The organism is Natronomonas salsuginis (assembly GCF_005239135.1).
Lineage (GTDB): Archaea > Halobacteriota > Halobacteria > Halobacteriales > Haloarculaceae > Natronomonas > Natronomonas salsuginis.
Map to the genome: position 1 here is coordinate 597645 of NZ_QKNX01000002.1, position 14639 is coordinate 612283.

General features: G+C 66.4%; 14 protein-coding genes. 3 read left to right on the top strand and 11 right to left on the bottom strand.

Annotation, left to right across the window (positions count from 1 at the left end):
• Positions 1–186 precede the first annotated feature (186 nt).
• Positions 187–1479 carry a phosphoribosylamine--glycine ligase gene (gene purD, locus DM868_RS07840; protein WP_137276305.1) on the bottom strand — a complete coding sequence of 431 codons (1293 nt, stop codon included), beginning with the start codon at positions 1477–1479 and terminating at the stop codon, positions 187–189.
• 151 nt (positions 1480–1630) lie between these two features.
• On the opposite strand from purD, the gene DM868_RS07845 reads away from it, so the two are divergent.
• The 3 genes from DM868_RS07845 (at position 1631) to DM868_RS07855 (ending at position 6825) form a co-directional block, all read left to right on the top strand.
• Positions 1631–3316: an acyl-CoA synthetase gene (locus DM868_RS07845; protein ID WP_137276306.1), complete on the top strand. Its 1686-nt coding sequence runs from the start codon at positions 1631–1633 to the stop codon at positions 3314–3316.
• A gap of 69 nt (positions 3317–3385) precedes the next feature.
• The gene (locus tag DM868_RS07850) at positions 3386–4618 is read left to right on the top strand and encodes a hydroxyacid-oxoacid transhydrogenase (protein WP_137276307.1); all 1233 of its coding nucleotides are present in this window, start codon (positions 3386–3388) and stop codon (positions 4616–4618) included.
• 98 nt (positions 4619–4716) lie between these two features.
• Entirely contained in the window at positions 4717–6825 is a 2109-nt protein-coding gene (locus DM868_RS07855; RefSeq protein ID WP_137276308.1) for a thioredoxin domain-containing protein, read from the top strand.
• 16 nt (positions 6826–6841) lie between these two features.
• Here the strand turns inward: DM868_RS07855 and DM868_RS07860 are convergent, their stop codons facing one another.
• The 10 genes from DM868_RS07860 to DM868_RS07900 form a co-directional block, all read right to left on the bottom strand.
• Positions 6842–7576, bottom strand: a complete 735-nt coding sequence (locus tag DM868_RS07860; protein WP_137276309.1) for a metallophosphoesterase — start codon at positions 7574–7576, stop codon at positions 6842–6844.
• On the bottom strand, positions 7577–9223 hold the full coding sequence (locus DM868_RS07865) for an RPA family protein (RefSeq protein ID WP_137276310.1): 1647 nt from the start codon (positions 9221–9223) through the stop codon (positions 7577–7579).
• Positions 9220–10497 (bottom strand): Single-stranded DNA binding protein, encoded by a 1278-nt coding sequence (locus tag DM868_RS07870; RefSeq protein ID WP_137276311.1) that lies wholly within the window; start codon positions 10495–10497, stop codon positions 9220–9222. The genes DM868_RS07865 and DM868_RS07870 overlap by 4 nt, the downstream gene beginning before the upstream one ends.
• A gap of 60 nt (positions 10498–10557) precedes the next feature.
• The gene (locus DM868_RS07875) at positions 10558–10932 is read right to left on the bottom strand and encodes a TlpA family protein disulfide reductase (protein WP_170964453.1); all 375 of its coding nucleotides are present in this window, start codon (positions 10930–10932) and stop codon (positions 10558–10560) included.
• Between the two features lie 45 nt (positions 10933–10977).
• Positions 10978–11139, bottom strand: coding sequence for a hypothetical protein (locus DM868_RS15090; RefSeq protein WP_170964454.1), 162 nt, complete (start codon positions 11137–11139; stop codon positions 10978–10980).
• 238 nt (positions 11140–11377) lie between these two features.
• Entirely contained in the window at positions 11378–11884 is a 507-nt protein-coding gene (locus DM868_RS07880) for a chemotaxis protein CheD (protein ID WP_137276313.1), read from the bottom strand.
• 3 nt (positions 11885–11887) lie between these two features.
• Positions 11888–13084 carry a chemotaxis protein CheC gene (locus tag DM868_RS07885; protein WP_137276314.1) on the bottom strand — a complete coding sequence of 399 codons (1197 nt, stop codon included), beginning with the start codon at positions 13082–13084 and terminating at the stop codon, positions 11888–11890.
• A gap of 2 nt (positions 13085–13086) precedes the next feature.
• The gene (gene cheY / locus DM868_RS07890) at positions 13087–13443 is read right to left on the bottom strand and encodes a chemotaxis protein CheY (RefSeq protein WP_137276315.1); all 357 of its coding nucleotides are present in this window, start codon (positions 13441–13443) and stop codon (positions 13087–13089) included.
• 87 nt (positions 13444–13530) lie between these two features.
• Complete coding sequence (locus tag DM868_RS07895; protein WP_246049035.1) at positions 13531–14169, bottom strand: DUF7500 family protein; 639 nt, start codon at positions 14167–14169, stop codon at positions 13531–13533.
• 9 nt (positions 14170–14178) lie between these two features.
• Positions 14179–14637 (bottom strand): flagellin, encoded by a 459-nt coding sequence (locus DM868_RS07900; protein ID WP_137276316.1) that lies wholly within the window; start codon positions 14635–14637, stop codon positions 14179–14181.
• Positions 14638–14639: the final 2 nt, after the last annotated feature.

The window sequence follows — 14639 nt, forward strand, 5'->3', positions numbered from 1 at the left end:
TCATTCGTGGCGGTGACTGCCTTTCGACGATGTATCGCGTTCTATTTATAAACAGATCCGCGGAGACCGCGCCCCATGTATAAACTCTCCCCTCATGAATGCCGAAATAGTGTTTAAAAATGGCTCTGCGGATCACGTATTACTTATAAATCCCACCCGTGACCGCTCGGAGCAGTATATAAACCGCTACTCGCGCAGTTCCCGCATGTGGTCGATCCGCGTTTGCACCAGCTTGGCCGTCCCGATGTCGTGGCGGACGCGCAGGCCGTCCGTTCCGGTCCGATCGAAGGCATCTTCGACGACCGCCTCGGCCTCGGCGATTGAGTCGGCGACCCCGACGACGGCGAACGACCGAGAGGTCGTCGTGTAGATCCCGTCCTCGCGGGCGTCGACGCTCGCGTAAAACAGCTGGGCGTCGCCGGCGCTCTCGGCGTTGATCGCCACCTTCGCGCCCGCCTTCGGATCGGTCGGGTAGCCCTCGGGGACGGCGTACTTACAGACCGTCGCCTTCGGCTCGAACTCGAGTTCGGGGAGCGACTCGCCCTCCCGTCCCGCGACAAGCAGGTCGACGAAGTCGGTGGCCAGCACGGGCAGGGTGTTCATCGCTTCGGGATCCCCGAAGCGGGCGTTGAACTCGACGACCTTCGGCCCCTCGGTCGTCAGCATGAACTGGCCGTAGAGAATCCCCTTGTAGTCGGGCATCGCCTCGACAACGGCGTCGATGACCTCGACCGCGTCGTCGTAGTCGGCCTCGGTCATGAACGGCAGCTGGGGCGTCGAGTCGCTGTAGGAGCCCATCCCGCCGGTGTTCGGCCCCTCGTCGCCCTCGAAGGCACGCTTGTGGTCCTGCACGGCCGGCGAGACGCGGTACTCCCCGTCCGCGACGAACGCCTGGATCGTGAACTCCTCGCCGATCAGCCGTTCCTCGAGGACGAACGACTCGTACTCGCTGCCGAGGACGAACTCGATTCCTTCCGCCTCGGTGATCTGGTCGCCGATGACGCGGACGCCCTTCCCGCCGGTCAGCCCGCGCGGTTTGATCGCGAGGTCGCCGTCGTACTCGCGGATGTAGTCGGCGGCTTCCTCGCCGCTCTCGAACGTCGCGAAGGTCGGACAGCCCGGAATCGAGTGTTCGGCCATGAACTCCCGCTGGAATGCCTTGTCCGTCTCGATCCTCGCCTCGGCCTCCCGCGGGCCGAACGCGTAGATCCCGGCGTCGTCGAGGGCGTCAGCCACGCCCGCGTTGAGCGCCGACTCGGGGCCGACCGCCGCGAGCGTCGCGCCGACCGATTCGGCGTACTCGACGATCGCGTCACCGTCCGTCTCGTCGATCGTCTCGTAGCCCGACGCGATCGCGTCGATCCCGGGGTTACGGTTCGACGCACACGCGTACAGTTCGCCGTCTTCGGCCCTCGCCACAGCGCGGGCGATCGCGTGTTCGCGGCCACCGCCGCCGACGAGAAGCACCGTCTCTGTCATATCCGAGATCGGTGCACGGAGAAGCCTAAACGTTGCCCTTGCGACCCCCTACTGTATCCACGCTTGTGCATACCTGCGGGCGATTCACCGCCGCCGAGACACGATAAGGCATACCACAATACGTATGTCGCTCATACCTGTGTGATACGATATGTCAACTATCCCCGACCTCGAGGCGTACCGGTTTTACGAGCGCGAGTGGACCGAGTACGACGACCTGCTCGACTCGTTCGAGTGGGAGGTTCCCGAGCGATTCAACATGGCGTCGTACATCTGTGATCGGTGGTGTGAAGACGGCGATCGGACGGCGCTCGTCGCCGACGACGGGGACGGAAACGGCGAGATGTACTCGTTCGAACGGCTCCGCAAGGAGGCCGACGCGACGGCGGCGTTCCTCCGCGAACGCGGCGTTTCCCGCGGTGACAGAGTCGGGATCAACGCCCGCCAGCGCCCCGAGACGGTGGTCGCGCACGTCGCCTGCTGGAAACTGGGTGCCGTCTCCGTCCCCCTGAGCACGCTCTTCGGGACCGACGCGCTCTCGTATCGACTCGACGATTCGGAATCGGTCGCCTGCTTCGTCGACGGCTCGAACGTCGAAACGCTCCGGGAGAGCCATGGGGATGTCCCATCGCTGGAGACGGTCGTCACGATCGGCGACGCCGAACCGACGGGCGACGAAACGGCGTTCGGAACGGTTCTGTCGTCCTCCTCGGAGCGCTTCGAGACGGTCGACACCGCGGCCGACGACGACGCCATCATCATCTACACCTCGGGCACGACCGGCGATCCGAAGGGCGTCCGTCACGCTCACCGCGTCCTGCTCGGCAATCTACCGCTTTTCATCACGAGCTTCTGCAATCTGGAGTTGAACGACGACGACGTGTTCTGGACCCCCTCCGAGTGGGCCTGGGTGGCGACGCTGTTCGACGTCGTCTTCCCCGGGCTCTACTACGGCCGCCCCGTCGTCGCCCACACGGCTGACGGCTCGTTCGACCCAGAGACGGCCATGGATCTCCTCGAACGACACCACGTGACGAACTTCTTCGCGCCGCCAACGGCGCTCCGGATGATGGAGCAACTCGACGCCCCCGAGCGGTGGGATGTCTCCAGCGTCCGTTGCATCCCGAGCGGCGGCGAGTCGCTCGGCGACACGATCGTCGAGTGGGCCGAGGCGGTCTTCGACGGGGCGGCCGTCCACGAGGCGTACGGTCAGACCGAGGCCAACATGACCGTCGGCGACTGCACGAAGCTCCTCGACTCGAAGGACGGCAAGATTGGCCCCATCGGGCCGGGACACGACGTTGTGATCGTCGATCCCGAGACCGCCGAACCGACTGTCGACCGCGGCGAGACCGGAGAGATCGCCGTCAGATACGAGGGGAACCCGGTCTGTTTCAAGCAGTACTGGAACAAGCCCGAAGCCACGGCGAGCAAGGTACAGAACGGCTGGCTGTTGACCGAGGACCTCGGCCGGATGGACGAGGACGGTTTCGTCGAGTTCGTCTCCCGGAAGGACACCGTCATCATCTCGGCCGGATACCGGATCGGCCCCGTCGAGATCGAGGAGGCGTTGTCGGCACACGATGCGGTCGCCGACGCGGGCGTGATCGGCGTCCGCGACGAGGAGCGCGGTGAGGTGCCGAAGGCGTTCGTCACGCTCGCGCCCGGGTACGAGGCGTCGACTGATCTCGCCGACCGGCTCCGAAGCGACGTCAGAAGCCGGCTCGCCGCGTACGAGTACCCCCGCGAGATCGAGTTCGTCGACGACCTCCCGAAGACCAGCTCCGGGAAGATCCGGCGGGCGTCGCTCGAAGAGCGTGAAGGACTGGTCAAATAACGCCGCGAAGCGGTGGCTCACGCGCTGGATGTGGGAGGATTTAATGCGGCTCACAGAGCAGTTTCGAGTATGTTCGAAGCGGAGACCGTCTGGGAGTTTAGCATGGCCGACCGCGTCAAGTTCGGAACCGGCGCGATTGACGAACTCGCCGCGGAACTCGACGACCTGGACTGCTCGGCCGCGATGGTCGTCACGGACGAGGGCGTGTTCGCCGCGGGCATCGCCGACGAAGTCATCGACGCGTTACCCGACGACGCCGAGCACGCGGTCTTCTCGGACGTCCAGCCCGATCCGTCCGTCGACGTCTACGAGGCAGCCGTCGAGTTCGCGGCCGAGTTCGACCCCGACGTCATCGTCGGCGTCGGCGGCGGTAGCTCTCTCGACGTGGCGAAGACGACCGGCATCGTCCACGAGCACGGCGGCGACATCCTCGATTACGTCGCGCCGCCCACGGGTGAGGGCAAAGCGATCCCGGACCCCGGCGTCCCGACGATCGCCGTCCCGACGACCTCCGGGACCGGCTCGGAGACTTCCCCCGTCACAGTCATCTCCCTGCCCGACAAGAAGCTGAAGGTCGGCATCTCCAGCCGCCACCAGTATCCGAACCTCGCGGTCATCGATCCGGCGCTCACCGTCTCGCTGCCGCCGGGCCCGACCGCGGCCTCGGGAATGGACGCGCTGACGCACGCGATCGAGGCGTTCACGACCCGTCCCTACGACGCCAAGCCGCGCCCCGACTCACCCGACGAGCGTCCCGACTACGACGGCCGGAACCCCTTCACAGACCAACTCGCACGGAAGGCGATCGATCTGATCAGCGACAACCTCCGGCGCGCGGTCAACAACGGCGAGGACCTCGAGGCCCGACGGAACATGGCGCTCGCGAGCATGCTCGCCGGGATCGCGTTCACCAACGCCGGCGTCGGCGCGACTCACGCCATCGCGTACCCGGTCGCGGGCGAGTACCACACGCCGCACGGCGAAACGGTCGCCACGCTGTTGCCAGAAGTCATGCGATTCAACGCGCCGAGCGCGTTCGAGCGCTACGGCGAGATCGCAGAGCTCATGGGCGAAAACGTCGACGGGTTGAGCCGCGACGAGCGGGCCGATCGCGCGGCCGAAGCCGTCAGCAAGCTCTCGGACGACGTGGGGATCCCACAGGGAATCGAGGCGTTCGGCGTCGACGAGGACGCCATCGAGCAGTTGGCTGCCGACACCATGGAGATCCAGCGGATCCTCGTCGGTAACCCGCGTCGCGTCGAGCAGACCGACGTCGAGGGGATCCTCCGGCGATCGCTGTAACAGCGCCCGACTGATCTCGAGACGAACTGATCGAGGGCTGCGTTTGCGGTCGCCGCCGAAAGCCACGGCGTTTAGTATCGCGAGATCCTGTCGTCGGTATGGAAAACCGCCTCGACAAGACCGCCTCGCCGTACCTCCGCCAGCACGCCGAGAACCCGGTCGCCTGGCAACCGTGGGACGAGGAGGCGCTCGAACTCGCCAGGGAACGCGACGTGCCGATCTTCCTGTCGATCGGCTACGCCGCCTGTCACTGGTGTCACGTCATGGCCGAGGAGAGCTTCGATGACCCGGCGATCGCCCGCCGGCTGAACGAGAACTTCGTGCCGATCAAGGTCGACCGCGAGGAGCGCCCCGACGTCGACACCCTCTACATGAACGTCTGTCAGATGGTCCGCGGCTCGGGCGGGTGGCCCCTTTCGGTGTGGCTCACACCGGACGGAGAGCCGTTCCACGTCGGGACGTACTTCCCGCCGGAGCCGACGAGCAACATGCCGAGCTTCGGCTCCGTGCTCGACGATATCGCCACCGCGTGGAGCGATCCCGAACGCAGACCGCAGCTCGAAGCCCAGGCCGACCAGTGGGCCACCTCGGCGCGCAACGAGCTCGAGGGGACGCCTGACCGGACCCGCGAGGCACCTGACGACGGATTTCTCGACGCCGCGGCGAACGCCGCCGTCCGCGGTGCCGACAGGGAGCACGGCGGCTGGGGAAGCGGACAGAAGTTCCCCCACGCCGGTCGGATTCACCTCCTGTTTCGGGCCCACGACCGGACCGACCGGGGGACGTATCTCGACGTCGGCCTCGAGACGCTCGACGCGATGGCATCCGGCGGGCTCTACGATCACGTCGGCGGCGGCTTCCACCGCTACTGCGTCGACCGCGAGTGGACCGTCCCGCACTTCGAGAAGATGCTCTACGACAACGCCGAGATCACCCGGGCGTTCCTCGCCGGCTACCAGCTGACCGGCCGGGAGCGATACGCCGAGGTCGCCCGCGAGACGTTCGAATTCGTCGAGCGCGAACTCACGCACTCCGAGGGCGGTTTCTACTCGACGCTGGACGCCCAAAGCGCCGACAGCACCGGTAGCCGCGAGGAAGGCGCGTTCTACGTCTGGACGCCGAAGGCGGTTCGCGACGCCGTCGACGACGGGACCGCGGCCGACCTGTTCTGCAAGCGCTACGGCGTCACCGACGGGGGGAACTTCGAGAACAACACGACGGTCCTCACCGAGTCGACGCCGGCGAGCGAACTCGCCGCCGATTCCGTCATGGGTACCGACGCGGTGGAGGAACTGATCGACGAGGCGACCGAGGAGCTCTTCGAGGCCCGCGAGACGCGTTCGCGCCCCCCTCGCGACGAGAAGGTCCTCGCGGCGTGGAACGGGCTGATGATCTCGGCGTACGCCGAAGGTTCGCTCGTCCTCGACTCCTCGTATGTGGACCGCGCCGAAGACGCGCTCTCGTTCTGCCGCGAACATCTGTGGGACGCCGAGGACAGACGCCTGTATCGTCGCTTCGAGCGCGGCGAGGTCGGCATTCCCGGCTACCTCGAGGACTACGCCTTCCTCGGGCGCGGTGCGTTCGACACCTACCAGGTGACCGGCGACGTCGAGCATCTGCAGTTCGCGCTCGATCTCGGGCGGGCGATCCGCGAGCGGTTCTACGACGAGGACGAGGGGACGCTGTATTTCACGCCGGTCGACGGCGAGACGCTCCTCGCGCGACCCCAACAGCTCGTCGACAGCTCGACGCCGTCGAGCGCTGGCGTCGCCGTCCAACTGCTGTCGGCACTGTCGCACTTCGCCCCCAACGCCGGGTTCGATCCGGTTGCCGAGTCGGTCCTCGAAACACACGCGTCGACGCTGGAGTCGGACCCGCTCTCGTACACGTCGCTCGTCCTCGCGGCGGTCGATCGAGCCGCCGGAACCGCCGAACTGACTATCGCGGCCGAGGAGCTCCCGGCAGCGTGGCGCGAGACGCTCGCGGACGCCTATCTCCCGGCGCGGATTCTCACGGTCCGACCGCCCACCGAGGAGGCGCTGTCGGCGTGGCTCGACCGGCTCGACCTCGATTCGTCGCCACCCATCTGGGCCGAACGCGACGCGATCGACGGGCGAGAGACGGTGTACGCCTGCCGGTCGTTCACCTGCTCGCCGCCGAAACACGACATGGCCGAAGCCATCGCGTGGCTGCAGGACGATCGGTAGCCGACCCGTTCGCCGTCTAGGCGCGTCGATACGGGCCGAGCCGGGTCCCGTCCAACAGATACGCCTCGCCCGCTGTGAGCCCATCCGGGAGAAACGGCGAGAGGAATCCGTCGCCCTCGTTGACGGCCGTACCGCCCGAGAGATCGTTGAACGCCGGGCAGACGACCAATTCGTCGCCGACCTCGGGATACCTCGAGAATCCCTCTGGATCGAGGCGTCCGCGGAGCCAGACGCGCTCGGTCCGTCGGCCGCCGACCGAGTCGGTCAACCGGACGAGCGGGTGTTCGTGGGCGGTGCAGACGAGCGGGGCCGCGGCGACCGACTCGGCCGGCCACGTGTGGCCGTGACAGAAGCCGACGGAGCCGATCCGGACGCCGTCCCCATCGGTCACGTCGACGCCGCCGAATCCGCCGACGACGGTTTCGATCGCCCCGTCGTGGTTGCCCTTCGTCACGGTCACGGGTACCTCGTCGGTCACCGCCTTCAGCAGCGCTCGTAGTTCGGCGCGCTCCTCGCGTCCCGGCTCACCGATGCTGTCGCCGAGATCACCGAGAAAGAGCACCCGGTCGACCGGGTGGCGATCGAGCAGCCCCAGTACGCTCTCACGCCGCCGCTCCGCGCGGCTGTCGATCTCGACGCCGTCGCGTCGCAGTCCGACTTCGAGCCCCGCGTGGTAGTCCGCGACGACGAGGACCCGTTCCGACCCGCACGCCGCGATCACGGCGGGATTGCCGAGGATCGGCTCGAGCATTCAGATCGGCTTCAGCGTTCCGTCCGCCGGCTCGTAACACTGACCGCTCATGAGCGCGTCCTGAATCGCCTCCGCGACGGCGTCTTCGTCGACGCCGGCCTCCTCGGCCACCGTCGCGACGAGGTCCGCTTTGTCGGCACCGTCGCCGTCGTCAAGGCGTTTCATCGCATCCATGACGGCCGCGCTGAGATCGACGTCTCCCTCGGCTGTTGGCTCGTCGGCTGTCAGCCCCTCGTCGACCGCTTTCTGGCCCTCGTCGGTGTCAGTTTCCTGAGCAGCTACCGACTCCTCGGCCGGCACGGTTTCATCCGCGTCGGTTTCAGTTTCTACCGGCGTTTCAGCCTCCGTCTCCGGCACGTCCGGTTCGGCTTCGACGTCGGCCGGCTCCTCGGCGACGCCCTCGGGTTCGATGTCGGCGGGCTCGACCTCGTCCGCGGTCGAGAACTCCGTCCCGAACTCCTCTTCAACCTCGCGTCGTTCCTCCTCGTCCAGTTCGAACTCGGCGGGATCGAAGTCGTCCAACTCCGCCTCGGCCTCGGCGTCAGGTTCGCGCTCGTCGTCCTGAACTGCGGGCTCGCTCGCTGTGTCGAGTTCGGGTTCCGATTCAGGTTCCAGCTCCGGCTCGGCCGTGGGTTCATCGGTTGGCTCCGACACCGATCCTGGTTCGGATTCGATTTCTGTCTCCGCCCCCGCGCTGCGTTCGTCCGCCGATTCGCCCCCGATCTCGCTCGCCGCTTTTCGATCAACGGGGTCCGTCTCCGATTCGGACGACTCCGCCGAACTCGATGCAGAGGTGGGCTCCGAGTCGGCTTCGACGCCAGTCGCTCCCAGCGTCTCACCGTTCGTCGGCGCGGGCTCCCCCTCGCCATCCGACTCGACCGCGGCGGCCGCGGCCGCTGCAGTTCCGGGCGAGGGCGCGCCCGAGAGATCGACCGTCGCGAGCGCGCTCGGGTCGCCGGCCCCTTCGCCCGGCGCGAGTTCGAGTCGTCCCACCTCGTCGCGCTCGCCGGCGACGACCCGAACGGCGTCGATCGCGACCTCCCGAAGCGCCGCGAGATACTCCGGTGAGGTCCCGTAGTAATCGAGCGCGAGCGCGACGCCGTCAGCGAGGCGGTCGTCGATGTCCGCGTGGACGAGCGCGGCGCGGAGCTGTTCGCCGGCCAGCCCCGATTCGATGGCGCTCGCCATCACGCCGATCCGTTCGAGCGTCCGTTCTGCGGTCGTGACGACCCACCGATCACGCGTCTTCGCGTCGACTTCGCTGACCGATTCCGGGCGAACCGAGGTGTATATCCGGTCCCCGTCGTCGGGTTCGTAGGTTCGTGCCTTTCCCGACAGCGCGAAGAACGCCGGGGGTTCGGCGCGTTCGAGTGCCGCAAGCGCCTCCGGCTGGTACTGGCCAGCGTAGGTGACGAACGCCCCGGTCGGATCGACGAGGCGACCGCGGATCATCTCTTGGTTCACGTCCTCGACTTCGGTGAGTACCCCAACGGCGAACAGCCGGTTGATCCGCGCGCCGGTCGGCGAGACGACGTAGTTCGGCGCGCGCTCCTCGTCGCTCTCGCTGTGGGAGAGCTCGGCGTCGTCGAACTCTGCGGCGAAGATTCGGTAGGCAACCTCGCGGCGACCGGGTGCCGAACCGCTCATGCGTCCACCTCCGAGAGGAAAGCCGTCGCGAGCGCTTTCGGATCGTCGGCGCGCTCGTCGAACGCGGTCGCGTTGAGGTTCGCGCCGTACTCGTCGACCGAGAGCGCGCCGCGAACGCTGAACTCCCGTCCCTCGAGCGCGTCGGCGATGCGCTCGGCGACGACTCCTCGGTCCATCGCATCGCGGGCGTGGTCGAGGGCGTCTTCGAGTGAGCCGCCATACACGCGGGCGGTGAGATCGCTGCCGAGGATGACCGTCACCGTCTCGGTCCCGTCGTCGAGGATCGCTTTCACCCGCATGTCATCTTCGGGATCCACCTGTCCGTGGGTCCGACACTGATCGTTCTGGACGACGCGGCCGCACTCGGGACACCGCTGAATCAGCCCGGAACCGTCCCTGACCTCGATCACGCTCCCGGTCAACAGCACGTCGTAGACGCCGCCGGATTCGACCGCCGCCCTGACTGTCATCTCAGTGGCCGACTCGTTGACCTCGACGTCACCGATCGACTCGACCGCCGTGAATTCGGTCACGTTGACCGAGGGGACACCGCGGAACTCGTCGACGTACACGTCCGCGAGGCGGACCGACGCCCCCGCCGCGATCTCGGAGTGAGGGTCCCAGTCGGTGAACGGGAGCCTGGTCGTCTCGTCGCCGATCTCACCGCTCAGGATCTCGGTTTCGCCGTCCCGGCCGTTTATTGTCCGGCGCTCGACCTCCAGCACCTTGGCATCGACCGTCCGACCGCGATCGCCGGGTTCGAGGTCGATGAGGTCGCGCTCGCCTCCGATCTCGTATGGTACCGAGAGCGGTTCCTCTTGCATCGTGACGGTCGTCGATCCGCCGAGGTTCAGTTCGGGTTCACCGTCCCACTCGCGGACGCCCGCGTTACCTGCTGTGATCGTGTCGCCGGGCGACAGCGAGAAGTCGTTCCACGCGGTGTAGGAGATTCGCCCGCTCTCGTCGGCGAGTTCGCCCTCGAAGATGATCTGGTTTTCACCCTCGTAGCGGATCGATCGCTTCCCGACGGTCAACACCCGCGCGGTGACGCTCACGTTGCCCGATTCCGGCGTGATGTCGTCGATCTCCGTCTTCGGCGGCGAGCCGCTTTGGCCGCTGCTCGATCCCGCGTCGCCGTACTTGCGCCGCAGGCTCTGTTTCGCCTCGTCCATCGGCACCGAGTACGAGACCAGCTTTTCGAGATCCGCTTTGACCTCCGTTTTGTCGACGCCGAGGGTGGAGGCGAGTTCCTCGGCAGCGTCGTCAAGGCTCATCACCGATTGATTGGGCGGCTGGTGTCAAAAGCGTTCGTGAGCGGTCGGTCGAAGGCGCGATCAGGCGTCGAGCTGTTCGGCCAGGTGGACGGCGATCGGTTCGTCGGCGTCTTCGACGAACCGCGCGAGTTCCTCGCCCGACTCGGCGTCCTCGACGATCACTGTCGGGATGAGCTCGATCCCGTAGGCGTCGATTTCCGGACCGACCTTCGAGCCGTCGCCGGCCTTCTCGACGGGGTAGTGTTCGACCGCCTCGACGCCAGCGGCTTCCATCGCTGCGCCGAAGTCGGGGAGCTGCGAGCGGCAGTCCTTACACCAGTCGCCGCCCCACACCTTTACCACGATGTCGTCGGCCCACGATTCGAAGATCGCGATGGCCTCCCCGTAGGAGTCCGCATCCCAGACGGGATTGGGCCGCATGGTTTCGAGTTCCATACGCAACAATTCGTCGCGCGCGTCTTAAGCGCCGCGCTCGGACGCCTACCGATCCCTGACGAGGAAAGTCCGGCCCCCCCGACGCTCGAAGTGCACCTCGCCGACGTCGGCGGCGTATCCCCTGATGTGCGAGACCGGTAGCTCGCTGATCTCGAGGACGCGGGCCCCCTTCGTCTCCTCGGTCGCTCGGTAAGGTTGTGCTGACATATCTCTGATAACGGGTGGGGTTGATAAATCGGCCAGCCAAATGCGGAGTGAAAGTGAAAGTAAACGCGATACGGACCGTCACCGCGCCCTACTGGTCGGAGTTACCACGCTCTCACCGTCCCAACGAACAGCGCACAGACCCGAGTACCGTCCACCGTGACGGGAATGTTGCTTCCGGGGAATCGGCATAGCCGAGACTCCCACGGAGGAAACCGCGCCGTTCACCGCACGGAGGATGTCATAGTTCCGTCTCGACGCCGTCGGTCCGTTCGACCGTAACTGCTCCCGTCGGAGCGTCGACACGCACCGTCCGTCCACAGCCGCCGCCGACCTCTTCGCCGACGATCTCTATTCCGTGGTCGGCGAGTACGCGCCGCGCGACGGCCACGTTCCGGTCGCCGATGGAGTCGCCGTCATCGGTCCCGAAATCGACGACCGCCGCGCCGCCGGTCACCTTCGCCCTGAGCGCAGCCTCGTTCGCCTCCGCCTCGATGAGCGCCCCAACTACGACGTCGATCCCGGCGTCGACGAACCGCTCCGGCGGGCGCGATTCGTCCCCATTCCGGCGTGGTAACATGGGGTGAAAGAGCGAACTGACACCCGCTCTCCGATCGTAGATCGCGATCCCGAGACACGACCCAAGGCCGCTCGCGATCAGCGTCCCCTCGGCGGCAACGGCAAACTCCGCGATCGAGACCTTGATTCGCCCGGTCGGTCGGGTCGTTCTCCCGGGGACCCGCCTCACTACTTAGAACACCTCGCCCGGATCGACGTGGGTCCGGTCGGCTCGATCGACGCGGAGATCGCGCAGCACCTCCCGGAGTTCAGCCTCGTCGGGCAGCGCGAACAGGTCACAGTGGAACGTGCCGTCGCCCTCCGTTCGGATCGTCGAATCGAGGAGGAACGCGTGCTCTTGGGTCCGTGCCAACCGACCGACGAGCGGGCTCATGATTGCCGATCCCATGTCCGAGACGAACGTCGGTGGGGAGTGATCGATCGACGATTCGAGAACGTTCGCCCAGCCGTCGATGAAGCCGCTCGTCAGGATGTTCCCGACCTCTTTCATCGCGCTCTGCTCCATCTCGGACCACTCGCCGTCCGTCTCGACGGGAACGAGCGCGTCGACGACGGCCTCGGCGGACGGCCGATCGAACAGGATCGCGAGGTAGCCGCTCGGCGTCCCCTCGTACTCCATGACTGTCCCGACGTATCGCCGATCGCCGACGGCCGCGGGGACCCCGTCGATGGGAACGAAGCGCAGGCGGTTGACGTCGACGTCCGTCTCGATGCCAGTCATCGCAGTGATGTTCTCCGCGGCTCGCTCGGATCCGGCCTTCGTCATCCGGTTGAACACTTCGAACTTCTCGAAGGGAACGCCGTCGCCGTTCGCCGACTCCAGCGCGCCGACGAGTGATTCGCGTTCGGGGATCAACAGGATGTGAAAATCGATGGCTTCGGTGGGGGATTCGACCCGGCTCCGGAAGACGAACACCTGCTCGTCACCCTCGGTCGCCCCGGTCGGCAACACGCTGGCACCGGTCCCCTCGAGGTAGGTCGGCGGCGAAATGTCGATGATTGCGTCGAGATGCTCCGCCCAGCCATCGATGAACCCGCTCGTCAGGATGTTTCCGACCTCCTCGATCGAACTCCGACGCATTCGCTCGTCGGCCTCCGGGGCGAGGACATCGGTGATCGCCACCCGTGCCGCCTCGTCGAAGGCGAGCACTGTCTCGCCGTCGAGCGCGCCGTCGAGTGCGATCTCGACGCCCGCCAACTCGCCGCCGAGGTACTCGGCTTTCAGCTCGTCGGGTGCCATGAGCGAGACGTTCGTCACCTCGACGTGGGCGTCGATCCCGGTCAGTCGCGACAGCGATTCGGCCGCTGATCGCGCTCCGTCTCGCGCGAGACTGGTGTACGTCTCGAACGAATCGATATCGATCCGCATCCCTACCCGGCCACCACGTTCTCGATCTCGTCGAGGACGCTCGGCTTCTGGAACGGCTTCGTGATATACCCCTGCGCGCCGGCCTGGATGGCGCTTTTCATCTTCTGCTCTTGGCCGACGCTGGTACACATGATGACGTTCGCGCCGGGATCGTCGCCGGTGATCTCGCTCGTCGCCTCGATGCCGTCCCGAATCGGCATCACGATATCCATCATGACGACATCTGGCTCGTGTTCGTTGTACAACTCCACCGCCTCGACACCGTTCTCGGCCTCGCCGACGATGGCGTACTCTTCGGCCAAAATCTCTCGCAGGAGGCTTCGCATGAACTCCGAGTCGTCCGCAATCAGGACCTTCATTGCTGTCTCTGCTTGTGGTACGTCCCCGAACACGTCAAGGCCCGTTCGACCTCACCGTTCGAAACGAACTCGGAGCCGTGACGCCGGTCACTCGAGCGTCGACTCCTCACGGATCGCGGCGACGAGATCGTCGATCGAATCGGTCCGATCCAGATCGTGTCGCTCCAGAAGCTTCGCGAGGTTCGGGGTCTCTGCCGTCTCGAACGTCGATTCGCGAAGCAGGATATCGACGACCTCGTCCGGCGGCGTCCCGTCCGTGACGTGGCCTGCGTACCACCGAACGAGGTTCTCGAACGTCGCGATCACGTCGTCGGAGACGGTCCGGTGTCGAACCGTTTCGCCCTCGAAGTGGCCGACGATATCGAGCCCGTAGCGGGCCTTCGAGCGCGCCAGTTCCTCGGCGAGCAGCGTGCGTGCCGCCTCCGGGCTCGCCGGGGCGTCGCGGCCGAGTCGTTCGCTGGATTCGGACTCGGTTCGGTGGTCGCCCCGGCGCTCGCTCGCGTCGGCTCGATCGGCGATCGATTTGGGGATCTTCGGCGGACTGCCGCCGGGAGACACGACGTATCGTCCCTTGTCGTCAAGTTTCTCGACGTACTCGCTGTCGGCGATATCGAGCTCTTCGGGGGACAGTGCGGGCTGTTTCGGCTCGTCGTCGAGATCGGTCGGTCGCTTCGAATCATCGTGTTTGTCGGTCGGTCCGGTTCTGTCGGGAGTGTCGTCGGTCATGGTGTTGTCTCACGCTCGAAATCTGATCGCGTCCTCGTTGTCCCTGACGGCGACCGTCACGCGCGTCTCGCCGCTGATGTCGACCCCCGCGACGGTCACCTCGACGACCGTGCCGGGCGGCCACCGGTCGGTCCCCGACCCGTCGGCTCGTGCGATGCTCTCGGGGGTGGCGAACGATCCCTCGATCAGCACGTCGATCGCATTGCTGTCGGGTTGTAGCTCCGTCGCCCCCGTGTTCTTGACGTACAGCGTGAGTTCGTTCGCGCCGGCGTCGTAGATGGACTCGGGGCTCCCGGTGTCGCTGATCACCTCGATGTCGGTGTCGATCCGCTCCTCAACGCCCTCGCTTTGGTCCGTAATCGATGTGCTGACGCGATCGACCTCCGTCACGAGCGTGCCCGCGACGCCCGCCGCGACGACGATGCTCGCGATGAAGATGACCAGATGCGACGCCGAGACGCTACTCATCG

Coding starts and splice junctions, on each gene's coding strand:
- purD (WP_137276305.1), bottom strand. CDS start 1,479: ATGACAGAGACGGTGCTTCTCGTCGGCGGCGGTGGCCGCGAACACGCG.
- DM868_RS07845 (WP_137276306.1), top strand. CDS start 1,631: ATGTCAACTATCCCCGACCTCGAGGCGTACCGGTTTTACGAGCGCGAG.
- DM868_RS07850 (WP_137276307.1), top strand. CDS start 3,386: ATGTTCGAAGCGGAGACCGTCTGGGAGTTTAGCATGGCCGACCGCGTC.
- DM868_RS07855 (WP_137276308.1), top strand. CDS start 4,717: ATGGAAAACCGCCTCGACAAGACCGCCTCGCCGTACCTCCGCCAGCAC.
- DM868_RS07860 (WP_137276309.1), bottom strand. CDS start 7,576: ATGCTCGAGCCGATCCTCGGCAATCCCGCCGTGATCGCGGCGTGCGGG.
- DM868_RS07865 (WP_137276310.1), bottom strand. CDS start 9,223: ATGAGCGGTTCGGCACCCGGTCGCCGCGAGGTTGCCTACCGAATCTTC.
- DM868_RS07870 (WP_137276311.1), bottom strand. CDS start 10,497: ATGAGCCTTGACGACGCTGCCGAGGAACTCGCCTCCACCCTCGGCGTC.
- DM868_RS07875 (WP_170964453.1), bottom strand. CDS start 10,932: ATGGAACTCGAAACCATGCGGCCCAATCCCGTCTGGGATGCGGACTCC.
- DM868_RS15090 (WP_170964454.1), bottom strand. CDS start 11,139: ATGTCAGCACAACCTTACCGAGCGACCGAGGAGACGAAGGGGGCCCGC.
- DM868_RS07885 (WP_137276314.1), bottom strand. CDS start 13,084: ATGCGGATCGATATCGATTCGTTCGAGACGTACACCAGTCTCGCGCGA.
- cheY (WP_137276315.1), bottom strand. CDS start 13,443: ATGAAGGTCCTGATTGCGGACGACTCGGAGTTCATGCGAAGCCTCCTG.
- DM868_RS07895 (WP_246049035.1), bottom strand. CDS start 14,169: ATGACCGACGACACTCCCGACAGAACCGGACCGACCGACAAACACGAT.
- DM868_RS07900 (WP_137276316.1), bottom strand. CDS start 14,637: ATGAGTAGCGTCTCGGCGTCGCATCTGGTCATCTTCATCGCGAGCATC.